The 21,177-nt window shown below is 57.8% G+C and carries 18 protein-coding genes; 8 read left to right on the top strand and 10 right to left on the bottom strand.

Features of this window, described 5'->3' with window-relative positions; translation table 11 throughout:
* The first annotated feature begins 51 nt into the window (after nt 1-51).
* The 8 genes from DHN10_RS05380 to DHN10_RS05350 all read left to right on the top strand — a co-directional run bounded on the left by DHN10_RS05380 (nt 52) and on the right by DHN10_RS05350 (nt 8,389).
* On the top strand, nt 52-1,245 hold the full coding sequence (locus DHN10_RS05380; protein ID WP_108814211.1) for an ABC transporter substrate-binding protein: 1,194 nt from the start codon (nt 52-54) through the stop codon (nt 1,243-1,245).
* Nucleotides 1,246-1,345: 100 nt separating this feature from the next.
* Nucleotides 1,346-2,125, top strand: a complete 780-nt coding sequence (locus DHN10_RS05375) for an ABC transporter ATP-binding protein (RefSeq protein ID WP_108814523.1) — start codon at nt 1,346-1,348, stop codon at nt 2,123-2,125.
* Between the two features lie 79 nt (nt 2,126-2,204).
* Complete coding sequence (locus DHN10_RS19855) at nt 2,205-2,363, top strand: hypothetical protein (protein ID WP_199910635.1); 159 nt, start codon at nt 2,205-2,207, stop codon at nt 2,361-2,363.
* A complete protein-coding gene (locus DHN10_RS05370) occupies nt 2,360-3,187 on the top strand; it encodes an ABC transporter ATP-binding protein (protein WP_199910634.1) in 828 nt (275 codons plus the stop codon). Before DHN10_RS19855 ends, DHN10_RS05370 begins: the two co-directional genes overlap by 4 nt.
* A gap of 2 nt (nt 3,188-3,189) precedes the next feature.
* Nucleotides 3,190-3,528: a hypothetical protein gene (locus DHN10_RS05365; RefSeq protein ID WP_159086925.1), complete on the top strand. Its 339-nt coding sequence runs from the start codon at nt 3,190-3,192 to the stop codon at nt 3,526-3,528.
* 32 nt (nt 3,529-3,560) lie between these two features.
* Nucleotides 3,561-4,571: a branched-chain amino acid ABC transporter permease gene (locus tag DHN10_RS05360; protein WP_108814209.1), complete on the top strand. Its 1,011-nt coding sequence runs from the start codon at nt 3,561-3,563 to the stop codon at nt 4,569-4,571.
* Entirely contained in the window at nt 4,568-5,869 is a 1,302-nt protein-coding gene (locus DHN10_RS05355; protein WP_108814208.1) for a branched-chain amino acid ABC transporter permease, read from the top strand. The genes DHN10_RS05360 and DHN10_RS05355 overlap by 4 nt, the downstream gene beginning before the upstream one ends.
* A 57-nt stretch (nt 5,870-5,926) precedes the next feature.
* A complete protein-coding gene (locus DHN10_RS05350; protein WP_108814207.1) occupies nt 5,927-8,389 on the top strand; it encodes a penicillin acylase family protein in 2,463 nt (820 codons plus the stop codon).
* A 409-nt stretch (nt 8,390-8,798) separates the two neighbouring features.
* On the opposite strand, the gene DHN10_RS05340 is transcribed toward DHN10_RS05350, so the two are convergent.
* The 10 genes from DHN10_RS05340 to dusB form a co-directional block, all read right to left on the bottom strand.
* Nucleotides 8,799-9,203 (bottom strand): hypothetical protein, encoded by a 405-nt coding sequence (locus tag DHN10_RS05340; protein ID WP_108814206.1) that lies wholly within the window; start codon nt 9,201-9,203, stop codon nt 8,799-8,801.
* A gap of 155 nt (nt 9,204-9,358) precedes the next feature.
* Nucleotides 9,359-10,633, bottom strand: coding sequence for a GTPase HflX (hflX, locus tag DHN10_RS05335; protein WP_108814205.1), 1,275 nt, complete (start codon nt 10,631-10,633; stop codon nt 9,359-9,361).
* Nucleotides 10,634-10,635: 2 nt separating this feature from the next.
* Entirely contained in the window at nt 10,636-10,869 is a 234-nt protein-coding gene (gene hfq / locus DHN10_RS05330) for an RNA chaperone Hfq (protein ID WP_007204924.1), read from the bottom strand.
* A gap of 117 nt (nt 10,870-10,986) precedes the next feature.
* Complete coding sequence (locus tag DHN10_RS05325) at nt 10,987-12,507, bottom strand: TrkH family potassium uptake protein (RefSeq protein ID WP_108814204.1); 1,521 nt, start codon at nt 12,505-12,507, stop codon at nt 10,987-10,989.
* Entirely contained in the window at nt 12,507-13,883 is a 1,377-nt protein-coding gene (gene trkA, locus DHN10_RS05320) for a Trk system potassium transporter TrkA (protein ID WP_108814203.1), read from the bottom strand. The genes DHN10_RS05325 and trkA overlap by 1 nt, the downstream gene beginning before the upstream one ends.
* Nucleotides 13,880-15,283, bottom strand: coding sequence for a nitrogen assimilation response regulator NtrX (ntrX, locus tag DHN10_RS05315; protein ID WP_108814202.1), 1,404 nt, complete (start codon nt 15,281-15,283; stop codon nt 13,880-13,882). Before ntrX ends, trkA begins: the two co-directional genes overlap by 4 nt.
* A gap of 7 nt (nt 15,284-15,290) precedes the next feature.
* Entirely contained in the window at nt 15,291-17,540 is a 2,250-nt protein-coding gene (locus tag DHN10_RS05310) for a sensor histidine kinase (RefSeq protein WP_234417037.1), read from the bottom strand.
* A 103-nt stretch (nt 17,541-17,643) separates the two neighbouring features.
* Nucleotides 17,644-19,017, bottom strand: coding sequence for a response regulator (locus DHN10_RS05305; protein WP_108814201.1), 1,374 nt, complete (start codon nt 19,015-19,017; stop codon nt 17,644-17,646).
* Nucleotides 19,017-20,093 (bottom strand): two-component system sensor histidine kinase NtrB, encoded by a 1,077-nt coding sequence (locus DHN10_RS05300; RefSeq protein WP_108814200.1) that lies wholly within the window; start codon nt 20,091-20,093, stop codon nt 19,017-19,019. Before DHN10_RS05300 ends, DHN10_RS05305 begins: the two co-directional genes overlap by 1 nt.
* A complete protein-coding gene (gene dusB, locus DHN10_RS05295) occupies nt 20,090-21,088 on the bottom strand; it encodes a tRNA dihydrouridine synthase DusB (RefSeq protein ID WP_234417036.1) in 999 nt (332 codons plus the stop codon). Before dusB ends, DHN10_RS05300 begins: the two co-directional genes overlap by 4 nt.
* Nucleotides 21,089-21,177 lie beyond the last annotated feature (89 nt).

Genomic DNA, 21,177 nt, shown 5'->3' with positions numbered 1-21,177 from the left:
CTGCCTGCTAATCTGCGCTGCAGGATAAGACGTCCAATAGGGAGACAAAAAATGAAAAAACTACTTTTGGCGACATCTGCTGTCGCGATGATGGCGGGCGGCGCCTATGCCGACGGCCACAGCGAAGTAAAAATCGGCGTAATTCTGGGCTTCACGGGCCCACTGGAATCCATCACACCCGCCATGGGTGACGGTGCTGAACTGGCAATGGCGGAAGTCACCACATCCGGTGCGCTGTTGGACGGTATGACTGTGACATCCGTACGCGGTGACAGCACATGTATTGACGCAGGTGCAGCAACTGCTGCGGCGGAACGTCTGGTCACATCCGATGGCGTTGCCGCCATCATGGGCGCTGATTGTTCCGGCGTCACAGGTGCCATCCTGCAGAACGTCGCACGCGCCAACGGCGTTGTGATGATTTCACCATCCGCCACATCCCCCGGCCTGTCCACAGCCGAAGATGACGGCCTGTTCTTCCGCACAGCCCCATCTGATGCGCGTCAGGGCGTGATCATCACCAATATCCTGCAGGATCGCGGTGTCGGCGAAGTGGCTTTGACCTATACCAACAACGACTACGGCAAAGGTCTTGCTGATGCGTTCCAGGCTGAATTCGAAGCGGCTGGCGGCACAGTGACAATCTCTGCGGCCCACGAAGACGGCAAGGCAGACTATTCTGCTGAAGTTGGCGCACTTGCCTCTGCTGGTGGCGAAGTACTGGTTGTTGCCGGCTATGTTGACCAAGGTGGTTCCGGCATCATCCGCTCTGCGCTCGACACAGGTGCGTTTGATACGTTCTATGTGCCTGACGGCATGGTTGGTGTGAAGCTGAATGAAAACTTCGGCTCAGAACTCAACGGTTCCTACGGCGCCTACCCTGGCACAGACAGCCCTGGTGCAGCGAAATACGTTGAAATGGCCACTGCGGCCGGTTTTGACGGCACAGGCGCGTTTTCACCTGAAAGCTATGATGCAGCAGCGCTGATCATGTTGGCGATGCAGGCAGCCGGGTCCACCGATTCCGCTGACTTCAAAGATCACGTCTTTGATGTGGCCAACGCACCCGGTGAACAGATCTTCCCCGGCGAATTGCAAAAAGCGCTTGAGCTGATCGCAGCAGGCCAAGACGTGGATTACGTTGGTGCCTCCGCGGTTGAGCTGATCGGCCCCGGCGAATCCGCTGGCAACTATCAGGAAATCGAGTTCGCCGACGGTGTCTACTCTACCATTGGTTACCGCTAAGCGGTTCTGACAAGAAAAAGGCGGCGCGGGGGATGTCCCTCGCGCCGCCTTTACCACAAATGACGTGCCGACAAGCGCACGCGCGAAGGGAACGGATGCAATGATCGTCGTTGAGGATCTGGTCAAAAATTTTGGCGGCTTCAAAGCTGTCGATGGCGCGTCACTGACCATCAATGAAGGCACCATAACTGGGCTGATCGGCCCTAACGGTGCTGGAAAAACTACGCTTTTCAATGTGATCGCGGGCGTTCTTAAACCAACCTCTGGCAAGGTGACGATGCATGGTGAGGATATCACCGGTCTGCCCCCACATGAATTATTCCATAAGGGACTGCTGCGCACCTTCCAAATCGCACATGAATTCTCATCCATGACGGTCCGTGAAAACCTGATGATGGTCCCCGGCGACCAATCTGGCGAGACACTGTGGAACGCATGGTTTGGCCGCAAGCGGATCGCCGATGAAGAACGCGCATTGCAGGCCAAAGCCGACGAAGTGATCGAATTTCTGACGATTGAGCACCTCAAGGAAGAAAAGGCAGGCAACCTCTCTGGCGGGCAGAAGAAACTGCTCGAATTGGGGCGGACCATGATGGTTGACGCCCGGATTGTGTTTCTTGATGAGGTCGGCGCAGGTGTGAACCGTACCCTGCTCAACACCATCGGTGATGCGATCCTGCGCCTGAACAAGGAACGCAACTATACATTCGTCGTGATTGAACATGACATGGATTTCATTGGCCGCCTTTGTGACCCGGTTATCTGCATGGCCGAGGGTCATGTGCTTGCCGAAGGCACGCTGGACGAGATCAAGGCCAACGAACAGGTGATCGAGGCCTACCTTGGCACGGGCCTGAAAAATAAGGAAATGGTCGGTTGATGCGCGTGACAGTCAAAGCACCCGCAAAGCCCAACCAAACTGCGTGGGGGGACACACGCCAACGAAAGGGAAGACCAACATGAAATTCCTGTTAACCGTTCTTTTCGGAGCCATCTTAGGCTCTGCTGCGACATTCTATTACATCTACGTCAACCACGCTGACGCCGCCGAGCAAGCGCAGATGCGCGACACGTTGACGACCTATGCCCCATTCCTCGAAGAGTATGTTAATCCGTGAATGACAATCCCTACCAGAACGATCGCGGCAACAAGGATCGTTCCATCACCAAAGACAGTGGCGGCAACAAAGACACCGTGACTTATCGTGCCGGTGGCAGCACCGCCAAGGGCGGAGAGCCGTTTCTGATCGGCGATGCGATGACCGGTGGCTATGGCAAAGGCCCCGATATCCTGCATTCTTGCACCATCGCCGCCGAAAAGGGCGAAATCGCTGTGATCGTCGGGCCCAATGGCGCGGGCAAATCAACCGCAATGAAGGCCGTCTTTGGCATGCTCAACGTCAATGAAGGTGCGGTGCGGCTGGATGGCGAGGATATCACCCATCTGTCCCCGCAAGAACGTGTGGTCAAAGGCATGGGGTTTGTCCCCCAGGTCGCCAATATCTTTACCTCCATGACCGTTGAAGAAAACCTAGAGATGGGTGCCTTTATCCGCCGCGATGATTTCAGCGATACCATGACGCAGGTCTATGACCTGTTTCCGATCCTCAAAGACAAGCGCAACCAGCCTGCGGGTGAATTGTCGGGTGGCCAGCGCCAGCAAGTCGCCGTGGGTCGGGCGCTGATGACACAGCCCAAGGTGTTGATGCTGGATGAGCCAACGGCTGGGGTTTCACCCATCGTCATGGACGAGTTGTTTGACCGGATCATTGAGGTTGCACGCACGGGTATTCCGATCCTGATGGTGGAACAGAACGCCCGTCAAGCTCTTGAAATTGCAGATAAAGCCTATGTTCTGGTGCAGGGCCGCAATGCCCACACCGGCACCGGCAAGGAACTGCTCGCTGACGAAGAAGTCAGGCGGAGTTTCTTGGGCGGATGAAGATGGCGACCCTCCTCTGTGCAACGCTGCCCGGCCCCGCGATGGCCGATGTCATTGCCTGCGACCTGTCCGGCACGCCGGTCCGGTTCGAGATCGACCGCACCCAGTTTGCCCCTGCATTGGACGCCCAAGAACCGGCACGCCGCCGGGTCACGACCGTGCAGATGGGCGACGCAAGGTTCCCGGCTGAACCGATTATGATCGGAAATACTGTGGGTTTCTGGGCTGAAGGCTTGGGCGGTACGGAATTAATGATGATCATGCAGGCCGACGGATCCGCTGTGTTTGCAAATGCGCGCGCCGGAGAGCACCTGAGCGGAACATGTGAGGTGGTACAGTGAATAACTCTTTGATTTCCAAAGGTGATCTCTAAATGGATTTTCTAAACGCAATCGTTGCACTGGCGAACTTCGTCATTGTCCCCGGCCTCGCCTATGGCGCACAATTGGCCATCGGGGCGCTGGGTGTCACGATGATCTATGGCATTCTGCGCTTTTCCAACTTCGCCCATGGCGACACGATGGCCTTTGGCACCGCGATTACCATTTTGTTCACAACGCTTCTGACCAGCATCGGCATTACCTTTGGCCCGCTGCCCACAGCATTGCTTGCCCTGCCCTTTGGCATTGGCGCAACTATCCTGCTGCTGCTGGGTACCGATTGGGGCATCTATAAATTCTATCGCCAGCAAAAGGCGTCGCCCGTGATCCTTGTGATTGTGTCCATGGGGGTGATGTTCGTGATGAATGGTATCGTGCGTTTTATTATCGGCGTCCGTGATATCCGCTTTGCCGATGGGGAACGGTTCATCATCACGGCCCGTGGTTTCAAAGAGGCAACCGGCTTGAACGAAGGTCTGGCGATCAAAACTACCCAAGCCATCACATTGGTTGTGGCATTCGTTGTGATGGCCCTGCTCTTTTGGTTCCTCAACAAGACCCGCACAGGTAAATCCATGCGCGCGTTCTCTGATAACGAAGACCTTGCCCTGCTGTCGGGCATCAACCCCGATTGGGTGGTCAAGGTAACGTGGATGATCGTCGCCGCTTTGGCGACCACCGCTGGTGTGCTTTACGGTCTCGATAAATCCTTCAAGGCCTTCACCTATTTCCAACTGCTGTTGCCCATCTTTGCCGCCGCCATTGTCGGCGGTCTGGGCAACCCGATTGGGGCTATAGCAGGTGGTTTTGTGATCGCCTTCAGCGAGGTCACAATCACCTACGCTTGGAAAAAAGTGCTGGTCTATCTGATGCCGGATAGCCTTGAGCCGGATGGCCTCGTGCAGCTTCTTTCCACCGACTACAAATTTGCCGTCAGCTTTGCGATCTTGATTATCGTGCTGCTGTTCAAGCCCACGGGCCTTTTCAAAGGACAATCCGTATGAGCACCACCGTCAGAGATACCGCGCTGTTCGGCATTGTCGCCATTCTGCTGATCGGCACCGGGATGATCCAAGGTTGGAACTCCGCTTTGCTGATCCTGAACATGGGCCTGATTTCGGCCATTATGGCGCTGGGTGTGAACCTGCAATGGGGCTTTGCGGGGCTGTTTAACATCGGGGTCATGGGCTTTGTGGCCTTGGGCGGCTTGGCTACTGTGCTGATCTCTGCTGATCCGGTGCCAGAGGCGTGGCAGGCCGGCGGTCTGCGCATTTTTGCTGGGCTTGCGTTGGGGGCGTTGACAGTTGTGGCCGCGGTTCAGGCGCAAAAGCGATTGGAAGGCCGCACCAAGACGATTGCAACGCTTGTGATCCTCATCGGCGGCTTCTTTCTTTATCGGGCTGTGTTTGATCCCGGCAAGATCGCGGTTGAAGCGGTCAATCCCGCGTCAACGGGCAATCTTGGCGGTCTGAACCTGCCCATTCTGCTAAGCTGGCCAGTCGGTGGTTTGCTGGCCGCTGGTGCGGCATGGATCATTGGCAAGACGGCGCTTGGCCTGCGCTCTGACTATCTGGCTATTGCGACCTTGGGCATTGCCGAGATCATCATTGCGATCATGAAAAACGAAGACTGGCTGGCGCGCGGTGTCAAAAACGTGATCGGTCTGGATCGCCCGGTACCCTACGAGATTGACCTGCAAAATGATCCCGGCTTTGTGGAACGGGCGGCCAGCCTTGGCTTGGACCCGGTCACAGCCTCGACGCTATACACCAAGCTGGGCTACGCGATCCTGTTTACAATCGTGCTGCTGATCCTGCTCTGGTTGGCGCAAACGGCGCTCAAAAGCCCATGGGGCCGCATGATGCGCGCCATCCGCGACAACGAAGTCGCAGCCGAGGCGATGGGCAAAGACGTCACCGCCCGTCACCTGCAAATCTTCATTCTCGGTTCTGCGATCTGCGGCATTGCAGGGGCGATGATGACAACACTAGATGGGCAATTGACCCCCGGCACTTATCAACCGTTGCGCTTTACCTTCCTTGTCTGGGTGATGGTGATCGTCGGCGGATCCGGCAATAACTTCGGCGCAGTGCTGGGCGGGATGCTGATCTGGTGGCTGTGGGTACAGGTGGAACCACTGGGGTTGGGCCTGATGAACATCCTCAGCTCCGGATTGGAAGATGGCAGCGGCCTAAAAGAACGGCTGATCGAATCAGCCGCCCATATGCGTCTGCTGACCATGGGTGTGATCCTGCTTTTGGTGCTGCGGTTCAGCCCACGCGGATTGATCCCGGAACGCTAGCTTGTCCTTGGCGTCTGCCCTGCTAAAACAGGGCAGACCGTTAACGCAGAGGACCCAATGGCGCTGATTTTTCGCTGGCTTATCCGGCTTGCCACCGCATTGATCGTCCTGACCGTCGCGGTAATCGCGCTCGCCTATTATTTTGCGTCGCGCTCGCTGCCCAACTACGACGCAGAGGTGACGCTGGCGGGCATCTCGGCCCCGGTTGAGATTGTGCGCGACAACGCCAATGTGCCCCATATCTTTGGTCAGACAAATGAGGACGTCTATTTCGCCCTCGGGTATGCCCATGCGCAAGACCGTCTGTGGCAAATGACGATGCTGCGCCGCACCGTTCAGGGGCGGCTGTCAGAGCTGTTTGGCGAACGGACACTGCGCATCGATGAAGTCATGCGCCGCTTTGATCTTTATAACCTCTCGGTGGCGTCCGTTGATGCCCAGACGGATGAAACCAAGGCCGGGTTGGTCGCATATTCCGCAGGTGTGAACGCCTGGTTGAATGAGGTCAACGCCGGCGCACGCGGCCGTGGTGCCCCCGAAATGTGGCTGTTCAGTCATCCCGTCGCACCTTGGCAACCAGCAGATTCGCTGGCGATCCTGAAACTGATGGCGATCCAACTGACATCCGGGATTGAGGACGAGGTGCTGCGCGCGCGCGCGTCGCTACTGCTCAGCAATGAGCGGCTGGCCGACATCCTGCCGGACGATCCCACCGGCGGCATTGCGGCATTGCCGGAATATGCCGCGCTGGTGCCGCATGTGCCCACCTTCACCCCCAACACGCGGATGGCCTTTGACCCGTTGTCGCCAATCGCACCTGCGCCACTGGCTGGTGCCTCCAACGCTTGGGCCGCCAGCCCGTCACGCTCTGCCACGGGGTCAACCCTATTGGCCAATGACCCGCATCTGGGGCTGACGGCCCCGTCGATCTGGTATCTCGCCCGGTTAGAGCTGACGTCGGGCGGCGTCATTGGTGGCACCATTCCGGGCATGCCAGTTGTCTTGTCAGGGCGCGGCGACACATTGGGCTGGGGTGTGACCACGGCCACGGTTGACGATCAGGATGTGTTTATCGAAGAATTGAACCCCGACAACCCGGACGAATACCGCAGCCCCAATGGCTGGGTGCCGTTTCGGACACGCGACAGCATTGTGACCATCAAAGATGCGCCTGCTGTGACGCTGCGCCTGCGCTGGACGGCCAATGGCCCGGTGATCCCGCGTGACCAGTTTGACCTTGGTACAATCACACCGCCCGGCCATGTGACCACCGTTGCCTGGACAGCGCTATCGGACCGCGACACATCAATGTCGGCGGCAATGGAGATCATGCAATCACGCACCGTCGAAGAGGCGATTGCAGCGGGCGAAAACCATATCGCCCCCGCCCAGAACATGACGTTGGCCGACCGCAACCGGATCGCGATGAAAACCGTCGGCGCCCTGCCCGCCCGTGATGCACGCCACCAAAGCCAGGGGCGCTATCCATCCTTTGGCTATTTGCCCGAAAACCGCTGGCTGGGGCGTTTCCCCTATGACGACAACCCCGAATTCATCGACCCGCGCGGCGGGATCATCGGCAATACCAACAATAAGACCGTCGACCGGCCCTTCCCAAATCACGTGGCCTTTGACTGGGGTGACACGCAGCGGATCTACCGCTGGCGACGCCTGATGCAGGCGCGCGAAGTGCATACCCGTGACAGCTTTATCGAGGCGCAGCTCGACACCGTCAGTTTCACTGCGCGCACGCTCTCAACACTGATGGGGGCTGATCTATGGTTCACCGGCGATGCCGCCCCCGATGGCACACCAGAACGGCGGCGTCAGATTGCGCTGAACCTGCTGTCGTCGTGGAACGGAGAGATGAACGAACACCTACCAGAGCCGCTGATCTACGCGGCATGGACACGCGCGTTCCAGCAACGGTTGATCCGGGACGAACTGGGGCCGCTTGCGGCTGAATTCACCCATGTGGACGCTGTGTTTATCGAACGGGTCATGCGCGACATTGATGGGGCATCTGTCTGGTGCGACGTGTTGCAATCCGCCCCGGTTGAGACCTGCACCGACATCGCGCGGCAGTCACTGGATGATGCGCTGATCTGGATCGCCGAAAACCACGGCAACGCGATAGAGACCGTGCGCTGGGGGGATGCCCATGTGGCAACACATGACCACCCTGTTCTGGGCAAGACACCGGGGTTGGAATGGGTGGTGAACATCCGGCAATCCACCAGCGGTGGCGACCATACGCTGCAACGGGCCAAGACCTCGGGGGTTGACCCGCATCCGTTCCAGAATGTGCATGCAGGGGCTTACCGGGGGGTCTATGACTTTGCCGATCCAGACAGTTCAGTCTTTATCATCTCAACAGGGCAATCGGGGCATCCGCTATCGCGGCACTACGACAATCTGGGCGAGTTATGGCGGCGCGGCGAATATATCCCGATGTCGCTTGATCCCGATTTGGCAAGAGCGGCGGCTGTGGGGGTGACGGTCTTGCGGCCGGTGGAGTAAGATAGTTTGTATCTTCAGTGCAGCGAATGGCGGGTTTGAGCCCATCGCTGTCATGAGGGTAAGCATGTAGCATGCATTGAATAACATAAATTGGTAGAGTGATGTCCTCAAAGACAGTTCCCACTGACGAAGATTCTGAACGCGCACAAGGTCGGATAGCGCTATGGTTAGACCCCAATGATTTATTGTAGTTGTCACTGCATTGCAGCTGCGACGATGACGCTCCTGATGACGAAAAAGAGCAGTGCGGTCGTGTACGATTTCGTGGGCGTGCTGCGCTACACAGAGCAGTCTTGGTCGGCTAACTCGATAGACTAATTGGCTCATGTTGAACGGGGTTTGTGGCAGCCGCAAACCAAGTGTTTTGCACCCGTACCAAAAACGAGAGCTTTTAGAATGTATTTTAAGATCAGGAAATCATCGGGCGCAGCTCGTCATCACCATGACAGGCCAATGTTAGTGCAGAACCGCTTGACAATGCCAATATCAGTTTTTGTCCCTCATCGGATGGCTCAATTCGCCAATCCAATATGCTTTGTTCACAATCATTGGCATCCGAAAACTGCGGCAAAATTAGCGTGCGGCCAAACTCTCCCATGTCCACTGGTTCGGGATTTCCGAAGTGCATTTGGATACTGTCGCCACTTGGGCCGACTGATATTTCGATGGCCTGCTTTCCTTCCAACGGGAGCACCCAAATTCGGATCGGAAAATCTGATAAATTGCCACTGCCGGAAGGATATTCATGCAGTTCAACATGAAAGTTGGACAAGGTTTGTGCCACCAAATCACTTCCCAAAGCCAATGCTCGCATTTGCTTCAAACCTGCTGCTGCCTAATGTTGGGTTCATATACAGTACTAAGCGGTATGCACCAAATAATTCCCAATAGGACCGTTTGTTGAACGGTTCGCCAGACCGGACATTGACTTAGTTGTAGCGAAAGCCAGTTAGGTCCGCAAAGCAGACCTCACAACCGCGCAAACCGTTCCTTTTGCAGCGCCGTCCAGAATACCGTCAGGTCATACCCCGTCTCGGTCTGCACTTCTTCGGTCACTACGCCCGCCTCAAACAGCCACGCCCGTTTGCGGCCTTCGGCAAACTCCAGTGACAGGTCTGCCTCGCTGCGTGGATCTTTCAGCTTGTCGGGGATGGCCGCCAGTAGCGCCTCCAGCCCCTCGCCTGTGACCGCAGAAATCGCATAAAGGTCGTCCATCCGCTCGGCCTGTGTGATCACCGCGTCGCGGGCGTCCCCTTCCAGCAGGTCCACCTTGTTCCAGACCTCAATCGTCGGGGCCTCTTCGGCTACACCAAGGCTTTGCAGGATCGCTTGCACATCCTGCGCCTGCTCTTCTGTCTGCGCATGGCTGATGTCGCGCACATGCACGATCAGGTCTGCGTCTAGCACTTCTTCCAAAGTGGCACGGAAGGCAGCGACCAGTTCGGTCGGCAGATCGCTGATGAAACCCACCGTGTCGGACATGATCACCTCATCCCCCGTCGGCAACACGATTTTCCGCATGGTCGGGTCAAGCGTCGCAAAGAGCATGTCTTTCGCCAAAACCTCTGCACCCGTCAAATGGTTGAACAGCGTCGATTTGCCCGCGTTGGTATAGCCCACCAAGGCCACGATCGGGAATGGCACCTTGGCGCGGGACGCACGGTGCAATTCGCGGGTTTTCACCACTTTCGCCAATTGTTTGCGCAGGCGGTTGAGTTGTTCGTCAATGGCGCGCCTGTCCGCCTCAATCTGGGTCTCACCCGGACCGCCGACAAAGCCCAAACCACCACGTTGCCGTTCCAAGTGGGTCCAGGCGCGGACCAGCCGCGTGCGTTGATAGGACAGCGCGGCCATCTCGACCTGAAGCACCCCTTCAGAGGTGCGCGCGCGGTCGCTGAAAATCTCTAATATCAGCCCAGTACGATCAAGCAGCTTAACGCCCCATTCCTTTTCCAGATTGCGCTGCTGGACAGGCGTGACCGGACCGTCGATCAAAACCAGTTCCACCTCATTGGCGGCCAGCACCGATTTCAGCTCTGCAATCTTGCCTTTGCCAAACAGCTTGCCCGGATGAATTTTCGGCAAGCGCACAACATCCGCCCCCACAACCTGCAAATCAGGCAAGGCGGCGGCCAGTGAAACTGCTTCTTCCAAAGCAGGTTCAGCATCACGGCGTTGGTGATCGCTTTTCAGATCAGGGTGCAGCACCCAAGCCCGTGTGACGGGCCGGTCGTGTTCAAGCAAAGTTACTCTTCGCCTTCATAAAGGCTGATCGGCTGGGCAGGCATGATCGTGGAAATGGCGCTTTTATAGACAAGCTGTGATTGCCCATCACGGCGTAACAACACGCAGAAGCTGTCAAACCAGGTGATTACACCTTGCAACTTCACGCCATTGACCAGAAAGATCGTGACCGGAACCTTGGTTTTGCGGACATGGTTAAGAAACGCATCTTGCAGATTTGCTTTGTCGGCAGCCATTGCGACACCCTTTTTCTTGTTCTTACGGCCGCAACCCGGCCCCCCTCGTTCTTGCGTGGCAGTATGTCGTGGCATTTCCAGAGTTTCCACCCCCAAAAATCATTTTGGGTCAACCCGTTAACGTTGCCAGATTTCAGGGTTGAAAAGAGCGATGATCGCCAACGCCTCAAGCCGCCCCAACACCATCGCAAAGGCCAGAATGGCCTTGGCCGCATCCGGGATGCCAGCATAGGAAATCGGCGTTTCAGCAGCGACCGATGCCAGCGGCCCGGTGGTAGAAAGCGCCGAGACCGCCAGCACCATTGAGGTTTCAAACTGCACGCCTGTCAGTGACAACATCAGCATGACCACCGAAATGCTGATCGCGAATAGCATAAAGAACACCCAAGAGATAAACGCCCCCTGCTTGCGGATGCGGCGCGCATCCCTGCCCCCGCCACCGATAGAGGACGGATGCAGCAGGCGTTCCTGCTCGCGCTCGCCATGCCGGAACAACGCGTAGATGCGCAGCAGCTTGATGCCCCCGGCGGTCGTTGCCACGCCGCCCCCGATCAATGCCATGCCCATCAAAAACAGCCCCGGTGTGCTTAACCCGGACCAGATGCGCGCACCGTCCCAGTAGTAGGATTCAAACCCGGTCGTCGTCAGAAATGACGTCACTGTAAACAACGTGCCCCACAGAGCCGACGCCATGTCGGTCAAACTGGCCGCGTCACCTTCTTCTGCCGCCCCAATGAAATGGCGCAGAAACAGCGTGCCCGTCACAGTGCCAATCAAGATCAATGCGGTGACAAACTCCGGGTCCCGCCGCACCCCCTGGTCACCCTCGCCAGTTAGCGCCCTGCTGAAGGTCAGGCGCGACAAGGCAAAGGCAAAGAAACAGAAGATCAGCAATTCGCCCCAAAACCGGGACGCCGCAAAGTAAAGCCCACCTATCGGCGTAATGCCGGATGTCGAAAGCGTCGACATTGCATGGGTCAGCGCGATGTATGGAAATTCACCCGCGATCACGAGGCCAATCCAGAGCGCGCCGGTCAACCCAATGTAAATTGGTGTCAGCGACAGCGTATAGCGCACAAGCCGCTCGGATGGGTCAACAATCCGGCCAATCTGCGTAAACGATCCAACCGCCCCCTTTCCGGTAAAGGCAGCGGCGCGCACCTCAAACCCACCAAGGTTCATGGGCGCAAAGATCGACACTGCCGTCACCCAGACCAGCAACCCGCCCAGCCAACCGACCAAGGCCCGCCACAGGTGCTGTGACGGCGTCAACCGCCCCGCGTTGTCATAGACAGTGGCCCCTGTGGTGGTAAAGCTCGACACCATTTCGAACCATGCGTTCAGGAATGTCGTGTTCCCGACCGCTTCGTAGAAAGGGATCGCAAACATGATCGGCAGCACGCTGAAAGCCGACAAAAGCCCGATCAACTGGCTGCGCGCCACGCTTCTGGGGCTGTAACCTGCCGTGGCCAGCCCGATCAGCAAGGTCAGCACGGAAAACAGGATAAAGCCGTAGAAGAACACCCGCATGGTGTTGAAATCTTCCATCACCGCGCCATGCACTGCGGGCACGATCATCGCAATCGCACCCAGCCCCATGAGGACCACAAAGAACGGCAGGCGGACAATCCATCCCATCAGAAAAAGTCGATCGAGACCTGTAAGAGCCGTTCCACTTCTGGCACGTCGTCGGCCATGGCAAAGATCGCGACGACATCGCCTTCTTCGACGCGGGTTTCACCCGTTGGCCTGACGAATTTGTGTTCCTTCATGACGGCCCCAATCAACGTCCCTTCCGGGAATGAGATATCCTTGATCCGTTGCCCGGCCATCGGTGAAGTGCCCAACACCTGCGCTTCGATTACCTCAGCCTCGGCGTCGCCGATGGAATACACACCGCGCACACGGCCATGGCGGATATGGCGCAGGATTGAACTGACGGTCGTAGCGCGTGGGTTGATGTAAGCGTCAATATCCAGCGGCCCCATCAAAGGCACCAGCGTTGGGTCATTGATCAGCGTGATCGCCATCTCACAACCCAATTCTTTCGCGCGTACCGAGGCCAGCAAATTGGTTTTGTCATCATCTGTCACCGCAAGCACCGCATCGGCGGAACTGATGTTGGCCTCTTCCAGCAAGGCGCTGTCCAGCCCGTCACCATGCAACACAATCGTGCGGTCCAGCGCATCTGCCGCCAGTTCGGCGCATTCACGGTCTTTCTCGATGACCTTGACGCGCACGCGTTCGGTGCGTGCTTCGAGGGCCTTTGCAACGCCAAGACCCACATTGCCGCCACCGATAATGACGATACGCTCTTGTTTTGACTGTGTTTTCCCGAAAATCTCTAGCGTGCGGGGCATATCCTCGGTCATGCTGAAGACGTAAACGTCGTCCTCTGGGAATATCTGATCGCCCGCGGATGGTACAAACAGCGCGCCCTCGCGCCTGATGCCAACGACGACAGCGCGCAATGTGGAAAACAGGTCGGTCAACTGCCGCAAAGGCGTGTTGATTACCGGGCAGTCTTCGTCAATCGTGATGCCCAATAGCTGGGCGCGACCTTCTAGAAAGCTCTCGGTGTCAAACGCTGCGGGTGCGGCAAGGCGCTGCAACGCAGCCTCGGCTACTTCACGCTCGGGCGAGATCACCACATCAATCGGCAGGTGATCCCGGCGATAAAGGTCGGAATACCCCTGTTCCAAATAGTTTTGCGCCCGCAGGCGCGCAATCTTGCGCTGTACTGCGAAAACCGAATGGGCCACCTGACAGGTGACCATGTTCACCTCATCCGAATGTGTTGCAGCAATGACCATATCGGCGTCGCGCGCACCCGCCCGGTCGAGGATGTCAGGATAGCTTGCAAAGCCCGCGATCCCTTGCACGTCCAGCGTATCGGTTGCCCGGCGCACCAGTTCGGGATTGTTGTCAACGACGGTCACATCGTTGTTTTCACCCGACAAATGGCGGGCGATTTGCCAACCCACCTGCCCCGCGCCGCAAATGATCACCTTCATTCGGCGTCATCCTCAACATAGGCCACACGGCCCCCGGCCTTGTTTGTTGTCACCACCCCCAAGGACTTCAGCTTGCGGTGCAAGGCCGAGCGTTCCATGCCCACAAACGACGCTGTGCGGCTGATGTTACCGCCAAAGCGGTTGATCTGGGTCAGCAGGTATTCCCGCTCAAAAAGTTCGCGCGCTTCACGCAATGGCAATGTCGCCAATCCGCCCGCAAGGACGATGCGCCCTTCGTCACTGCCGCCTTCTTCGCCGCTGGGCAGTTCACGTGCTGTAATCTCATCCGCATTTTCACCAAGGATCAGAACACGTTCCACGACGTTCTTCAACTGGCGCACATTACCGGGCCAATGCATCGTTTGCAGCAATGCGCGGGCATCATCGGCCAGTTTGCGCAACGGCAGGCCTTGGGCTTTGTTGAAGATATCTATGAAGTGCTCGGCCAGTACGGGAATATCCTCGCGCCGTTCTTCCAGCGACGGTACCGCAATCGGCACAACGTTCAGACGGTGATAAAGTTCTTCGCGGAAGGCGCCATCTGCAATTGCCGTGTTCAGATCACGGTTGGTGCTTGAGACGACGCGCAGATCCACCTGCACCTTGTCGCCGCCGCCCACGCGCTGAAAGCGCTGTTCGACCAGTACACGCAGGATTTTGGACTGCGTGCCCAAAGGCATATCAGCGATCTCGTCAAAGTAGACGACACCGCCGTTTGCTTCTTCCAGCAGGCCCGGTTCAATCCCGCGTCCGCTGTCTTCGCGGCCAAACAACACCTCTTCCATGCGCTCCGGCTCAATGGATGCGGAATTCACTGTCACAAAAGGCGCGCCAGCACGGCTGGAATTCGCGTGGACATAGCGCGCGGCGATCTCTTTACCGGCCCCCGCAGGGCCGGTTAGCATGACGCGGCCGTTGGATTTGGTGACTTTGTCCAATTGCGATTTGAGGTTACGGAAAGCCGCGCTGTCGCCGAGCATGTCAGCGCTGAAGGTCTCGCCGCGTTTCAGCTCTACATTCTCGCGACGCAGGCGTGAGGTCTCCATGGCCCGACGAATAACCACCAGCAATTGGTCAATATTGAAGGGCTTTTCGATAAAGTCGTAAGCCCCCTGTTTGATCGCCGCGACCGCAATTTCGATATTGCCATGCCCGGAAATGATGACAATGGGTACATCGGGATGATCGCGTTTGACCGACTTCAGAATGTCGATCCCATCCATGTTGCTGTCTTTCAGCCAGATATCGAGGATCATCAATGCGGGCGTCTCTGCTGCGATTTGCGCCATGCATTCGTCAGACGTGCCCGCCAGCCGCGTCGTAAACCCTTCATCAATCAGGATTTCCGAAATCAGCTCGCGAATGTCGCGTTCGTCGTCAGTGATTAGAATATCGCCCATGTTACCCTCATGCTGGTATCTTTGCGGCCTGCGCCTCGGCTGAGACGGCAGGTAATTGAATGATGGCGCAGGCACCGGAATGGTCCTGCCCCTGAAAGACATCGGCGTCAGTCAGCGTGAGTGTTCCGCCATGTTCTTCAATGATCTTCTTGACGATCGGCAGGCCAAGGCCCGTGCCCTTGTCACGGCTTGAGACATAAGGCTCAAACAGTCGCGAGCGGTTTTCTGGCAGGCCAATGCCATTGTCCGAGATCTTGATCACCACCTGACCCGGTTCACGGATCATCCGCAACTGGATTTCCCGGCGGTAACCTTCGGCGCCATGTTTTTCTATGTAAGTCTCGGTCGCCTCGCCTGCGTTCTTGAGCAGATTGGTTAGCGCCTGACCGATCATCGTGTCGTCCATATCGATCAAAACCGGCTCGTCTGGGATGCTGGCCGCAAAGAACACGTCCGGTTGCCCCGCCATCTGCAGCGACAGGGAATCGTGGATCAGCTGCGTCAGATCGTTCAGCGCCAGTTCAGGTTCTGGCATCCGGGCAAATTTGGAAAATTCATCAACAATGCGCCGCAAGTCATTGGTTTGCCTGACAATCACATCAGTCATCTGTTCCAGCTTGTCAGCGTCCATGCCAACCTGATTGTGGAACTTACGCTTGATCCGTTCGGCAGACAGTTGAATAGGCGTCAGTGGGTTCTTGATCTCATGCGCGATGCGACGCGCCACATCACCCCAGGCCGCCATACGCTGCGCGCTGACCAGATCGGTCACATCGTCAAAGGCCACAACATAGCCTTCAAGCGTGCCATCATCATTGCGGCGCTGCGACATGCGCACCAGCAGGCTCTCTTGTTGGCCTTTGCGCACCAGATTGATCTGATCCTGCACACTTTCCTTATCCGTGGCACGCACCCGCGCGAAAAGGTCCGAAAACTCTGGCACTGCAACAGAAAGCGCTGTTGCTTCGGACCGGTCCGACACCGACAGCAGACGTTGCGCTGAGGGGTTCACGAATGTCACGCGCCCGTGCGGGTCCAACCCCACAACGCCCGAGGTGACCGAGCTGAGCACGGAATCGAACAGCCGCCGCCGCCGCTCTGTTGCGTGGTTGGTCTCAAGCAGCTCATCGCGCTGGAACTTGAGCCGGCTGGTCATCTGGTTGAAGTAATGGCCCAATTGCGAAATCTCATCTTCGCCATCGTCTTCGATCACACGTACATCCAGATCGCCCGAGCCCACCCGCTGTGACGCAGACACCAGACGGCCGACGGGCCGCGACAACCGTTCGGCAAACCACAGACCACCCCAGATTGCACCAAGGATCAGGATCACGGCAAAGCCCAGATAAAGCAGGCCAAACTGGAACAGGAGTTGCCCCCGTTCATTGGCCAGTTCTTCGTATTGCTCGACCGTTTCGGTGGTGTCATCCAGCAAGGACAAGACCGTGCCATCCACCGCGCGGGTCACGTATAGATAACGGTCGCGAAAGGCACTTAGCGGGATCAGCGCACGGAATTCGTTGCTCTCCAGATCCTCAATGATCGCCAACCCGTTGTTCTCGGCCAGCAGAAAATCTGTGGCATCGGGGCGCTCGTAGCCGAACTCATAAGACCGCGCACCGCGTGCCGTGATATTACCCAGACCGTCGATGACAAAGGCCTCTGTCAGGCCGCGTTCAATCTGCGCTTGCACTTCGCCCAAAGCGCGCCGCACCTCGCCATCATCCATGAACAGATTGCCCTGCCGCTCGCGGTCCAGATAGGCCGCCAGGCCCTGCCCGTCGCGGGTCAGCTCTTTGCGGTGCTCTTCCTCATAGGCCTGTGCTGTCGTCAGAGAGGTGCGCAGCACGTTGCCAACAGGCTCTGAAAACAACCCCTCCAGCGCAATGGAAATCAGGACAACCGAAAACACAGCAACCAGCACGATGGGCACCAATGCCGTGATCGCAAAAACCCCGGTCAAGCGCACCGCAAGTTGCGAACCCGCCGAACGTGCGCGCCGTGCCGCCACCATCCGCGCGACCTGCCGCAACACCAGCGCCGCCACGACCAGCACATAAATCAGGTCAAGCAGCAGCACGAGCCGCAGCGCGTTGGACGCCGCACTTTGTTCGTAAGGACCAACAACAAAATAGGTCAGCGCCGCCAAAATTGGCGCCGCAATCACAAGCCCCGTTGTGAGCGCACTTTGAACCTGCCGCTGACGGAACCACCGGTTCAGCCGCGAAAAGTTCAGTCCTGGAAGGGTTCGCTGCACGTGCAGAGCCCAATACTGTGGTGAGGTCGCCCTCACGATGCCGCTGTTGATATGTGACCTTTCAGTGACGCTGACGCGCCAAGGCCACGGTTATGTTGCGGTTTTACATCAACTTGCGGCGGCGAGTCACGCGGATATCGAGATCGGTGATCTTCTTGCGCAGTGTATTGCGGTTTATCCCAAGTAAATCAGCACATTTGGCCTGATTTCCACCTGTTGAATCGAGGGCAATTTCGATCAATGGCCCTTCAACTTCTTTGAGAATCCGATTGTAGAGCCCCGGTGGCGGCAACACCCCCCCATGCAGATCAAAGTACCGACGCAGATGCTTTGCGACACTGGCGCTCAGTTTTTCGCCTTCGCCACCTGACCGCAGCGGCTCAATGGCTGGCTGATTGCCCAACACCATCTCAACCTCGCCACGCGTGATTTCTTCTTCGGCGGCGGTAAAGACCAGACGACGCACAGCGTTCTCTAACTGCCGCACATTGCCCGGCCAGCTATAGGCGCGCACAAGATCAATGGCCGCGTCGCCAAAGCGCCGGACCGGCCCGCCGTCCCGTTCTGCGCGGGCCAGAAAATGGTCGGCCAGCAGCGGGATATCATCGACGCGTTCTCGCAAGGACGGCACGGCAACCGTGACACCACCCAAACGATAAAACAGATCCTCGCGGAAGTGCCCGTCTTCCATCCGCACCATGAGATCGGACTGAGACGTCGCCATGATCCGTGGCGCATTGTCGCCCAAACTGTCCAGCATCCGCACAATGCGCGCTTGCGCGGGCTCTGACAGGTCGCTGACTTCATCAAACAGGATAGACCCGCCCATGGCCCGGTTCAGCACGGTTGACGGACCATCCATCCCTTCCAGATCAGAGGCCGACACCACAACAAACGGCAGGCTGCGCCGGTCCGAGAAATCATGCACGGCGCGCGCAATCAGGGATTTTCCTGTCCCGCTTTCGCCGGTGATCAGCACCGGTAATTGCGTATTCATGACCCGCGCCACAAGACGGTAAAGTTCTTGCATCACTGCCGTGCGACCCACAAGTGGCAGATCACCGCCCTGCTCGGTCGCGGCAATATCAGGGTTGCGGGTGACGGGCGCACGGCGTTTGACCTCTAACGCGCGGGCGGCGCGTTTCATCAGATCAGGCAGATCAAACGGTTTGGGCAGATAGTCATAGGCGTCCGCCTCTGCCGCCTGAATGGCCGTCATGATCGTGTTCTGCGCCGAAATGACGATGACGGGCAAGCCGGGGCGCGCATCTGCAATCTTGGGCAGTTGGTCCAACCCGTTGCCATCGGGCATAACCACATCCGAGATCACCAGATCGCCCTTACCTTCGTCCACCCAGCGCATCAGCGTGACCAGCGACGACGTGGCATGCACCTTGCAGCCCGCGCGGGTCAGCGCCTGCGTAAGCACCGTTCGGATCGTCCGGTCGTCATCAGCAACAAGAACTGTCCCGTCCATTACGTTTCTCCTAATGCGTTGTCATTGGGGGCTACGGGCAGTGAAACACGGAACACCGTGCGCCCCGGCACGCTCTCGACAGAGATCCAGCCGCCAGCATCGCCGATTAGTTTGGACACCAACGCCAGCCCCAGCCCGGTGCCATTTTCGCGGCCTGACACGAAGGGCTCGAAAATATCATCAGCAATCTCGCGCGGCAGGCCCGGTCCATCGTCGATAATCTCGACCTGCAAGGGCAATCTGGCCTGCGTGCCGTCAGACCGGCGCACACGCAGCGAGGTGTCATAGAAGGTGCGCAAGCGCAGCGTGCCCGCGTCCTTGCAAGCCTCCGAGGCATTCTTGAGCAAGTTCAGGAACACCTGCAAAAGCTGATCAGCGTCCGCCATCGTCTGCGGCAATGACGGGTCGTATTGTTCCACAAAGAGCATATGTGCACCAAACCCTACGGCGGCTGATTGCCGCGCGCGGTCCAACACATCGTGGATGTTCACTGGTTTCAGTTCGGGCGGGCGCAGGTTGCCAAACTGTTCGACCTGCTCGAGCAGTTTCACAATGCGGCGGCTTTCGGCAACAATCAGATCCGTCATTTCCTGATCTTCCGGCGTCAACCCCATTGAAAGAAGCTGGGCCGCGCCGGTGATACCCGCAAGCGGGTTCTTGATCTCATGGGCCAGCATTTCGGCCATGCCAATGGCAGATTTCGCGGCCTTACCGGTAGAGTGGTTCTGGTTGATCCGGCTGGCAATCTCGCGCGGGCTGATCATCACGATCATTGTGTCTTCACTGCCCTGTAATGGCGCGAACTGGATGTTGCACAGCATCGGCGCGCGCTCACCGCTGCCCACATCGACATCATTGACGAACAGCGATGTGCGGTTGATGCGCGCGCGCTGAAACGGCCCTTCGAGTGGTGCATCAATCATCACCTTTTCCCACAACCGTTGCCCTTCCAACGCCTTGGCTGACATGTTGAGGAAGTTTTCCGCCGCAGGGTTGCTCATCGTGATGACATCCTGCCCGTCCAGCATCAGTGACGGCACCGGCAGCGATGCCCAAAGACGCGCCTCGAGGATCATGCCGCCACCTGCATTGCCATGGCGTCGGGCAAATCGCGCAACACATCCCTAGGATCAGCATGGGTCAGGATCGCCTTGCGCAAGGCTGGCTCTGTGCGGGCATCATCCATATACCAGCCCAGATGCTTGCGAGAGACTTTGCGGCCCATCTCAGCCCCGTAGAACGACAGCATCGCCTCGTAGTGGGTGCAGATCATCTGTGTCAGCGCGTCACCTTGCGGGAGTTGTGGTGCGGGCAGCCCGTAAAGCTCTGCGGCCACTTGTGCGAGCAACCAAGGCCGCCCTTGCGCGCCGCGCCCGATCATAACGCCGTCAGCGCCTGAAAGACGCAGCGCCTCTCGCGCCGTACCGGCGTCAACAATATCACCATTGGCAATCACCGGGATCGACACCGCATCCTTGATCTGACGGATCGCCGTCCAATCCGCATTCCCTTTGTAGAACTGACAGCGGGTGCGCCCGTGGATCGTGACCAGCTTGATGCCCGCCCCCTCTGCCCGCCGGGCGACATCGGCGGCATTGAGGCTGTCATCATCCCAGCCCAACCGGGTTTTCAACGTCACAGGAACATCCACGGCATTCACCACCGCCTCGATCAGGCTAAGCGCGTGATCAGGCGTGCGCAGCAAGGCAGAACCGGAATAGCCGTTTGTGACCTTCTTGGCGGGGCACCCCATGTTGATATCGATGAAAGCGGCACCATTGCCCGCGACCATGCGGGCGGCCTCTGCCATCCAATAGGCGTCACGCCCGGCGATTTGCACCGCAGTGCCCGCCTGATCATACCCAAGCTCTGCCCGCTCGCGCACACCCGGTTTGGCCTGCACCATTTCCTGACTGGCGACCATCTCGCTCACTACCCAGCCGGCCCCGAAAGAGGCCACCAACTGGCGAAACGGCAAATCGGTGATGCCTGCCAAAGGTGCAAGTGCGACCGGCGGCGCAAGCGCCACATCATTCAGAGACAAGGAATCGAGGTTTGCCAAAGGAACCATCATTCGTTCAAAGGTTATGCGTTGCTGCTGGAATAGGGTGGATTGGCCCTTGGCACAACGAAACGAGGCTCAATTTGTCCTGCTTTAGT

The organism is Loktanella sp. Alg231-35 (genome assembly GCF_900143545.1).
Lineage (GTDB): Bacteria > Pseudomonadota > Alphaproteobacteria > Rhodobacterales > Rhodobacteraceae > Yoonia.
This window is presented reverse-complemented; position numbering and strand designations above follow the sequence as displayed.

Coding starts and splice junctions, on each gene's coding strand:
- DHN10_RS05300 (WP_108814200.1), bottom strand. CDS start 20,093: ATGATCCTCGAGGCGCGTCTTTGGGCATCGCTGCCGGTGCCGTCACTG.
- dusB (WP_234417036.1), bottom strand. CDS start 21,088: ATGGTTCCTTTGGCAAACCTCGATTCCTTGTCTCTGAATGATGTGGCG.
- DHN10_RS05305 (WP_108814201.1), bottom strand. CDS start 19,017: ATGGACGGGACAGTTCTTGTTGCTGATGACGACCGGACGATCCGAACG.
- hfq (WP_007204924.1), bottom strand. CDS start 10,869: ATGGCTGCCGACAAAGCAAATCTGCAAGATGCGTTTCTTAACCATGTC.
- trkA (WP_108814203.1), bottom strand. CDS start 13,883: ATGAAGGTGATCATTTGCGGCGCGGGGCAGGTGGGTTGGCAAATCGCC.
- DHN10_RS05360 (WP_108814209.1), top strand. CDS start 3,561: ATGGATTTTCTAAACGCAATCGTTGCACTGGCGAACTTCGTCATTGTC.
- DHN10_RS05380 (WP_108814211.1), top strand. CDS start 52: ATGAAAAAACTACTTTTGGCGACATCTGCTGTCGCGATGATGGCGGGC.
- DHN10_RS05350 (WP_108814207.1), top strand. CDS start 5,927: ATGGCGCTGATTTTTCGCTGGCTTATCCGGCTTGCCACCGCATTGATC.
- DHN10_RS05365 (WP_159086925.1), top strand. CDS start 3,190: ATGGCGACCCTCCTCTGTGCAACGCTGCCCGGCCCCGCGATGGCCGAT.
- DHN10_RS05355 (WP_108814208.1), top strand. CDS start 4,568: ATGAGCACCACCGTCAGAGATACCGCGCTGTTCGGCATTGTCGCCATT.
- DHN10_RS05325 (WP_108814204.1), bottom strand. CDS start 12,507: ATGGGATGGATTGTCCGCCTGCCGTTCTTTGTGGTCCTCATGGGGCTG.
- DHN10_RS19855 (WP_199910635.1), top strand. CDS start 2,205: ATGAAATTCCTGTTAACCGTTCTTTTCGGAGCCATCTTAGGCTCTGCT.
- ntrX (WP_108814202.1), bottom strand. CDS start 15,283: ATGGGCGATATTCTAATCACTGACGACGAACGCGACATTCGCGAGCTG.
- DHN10_RS05375 (WP_108814523.1), top strand. CDS start 1,346: ATGATCGTCGTTGAGGATCTGGTCAAAAATTTTGGCGGCTTCAAAGCT.
- DHN10_RS05340 (WP_108814206.1), bottom strand. CDS start 9,203: ATGCGAGCATTGGCTTTGGGAAGTGATTTGGTGGCACAAACCTTGTCC.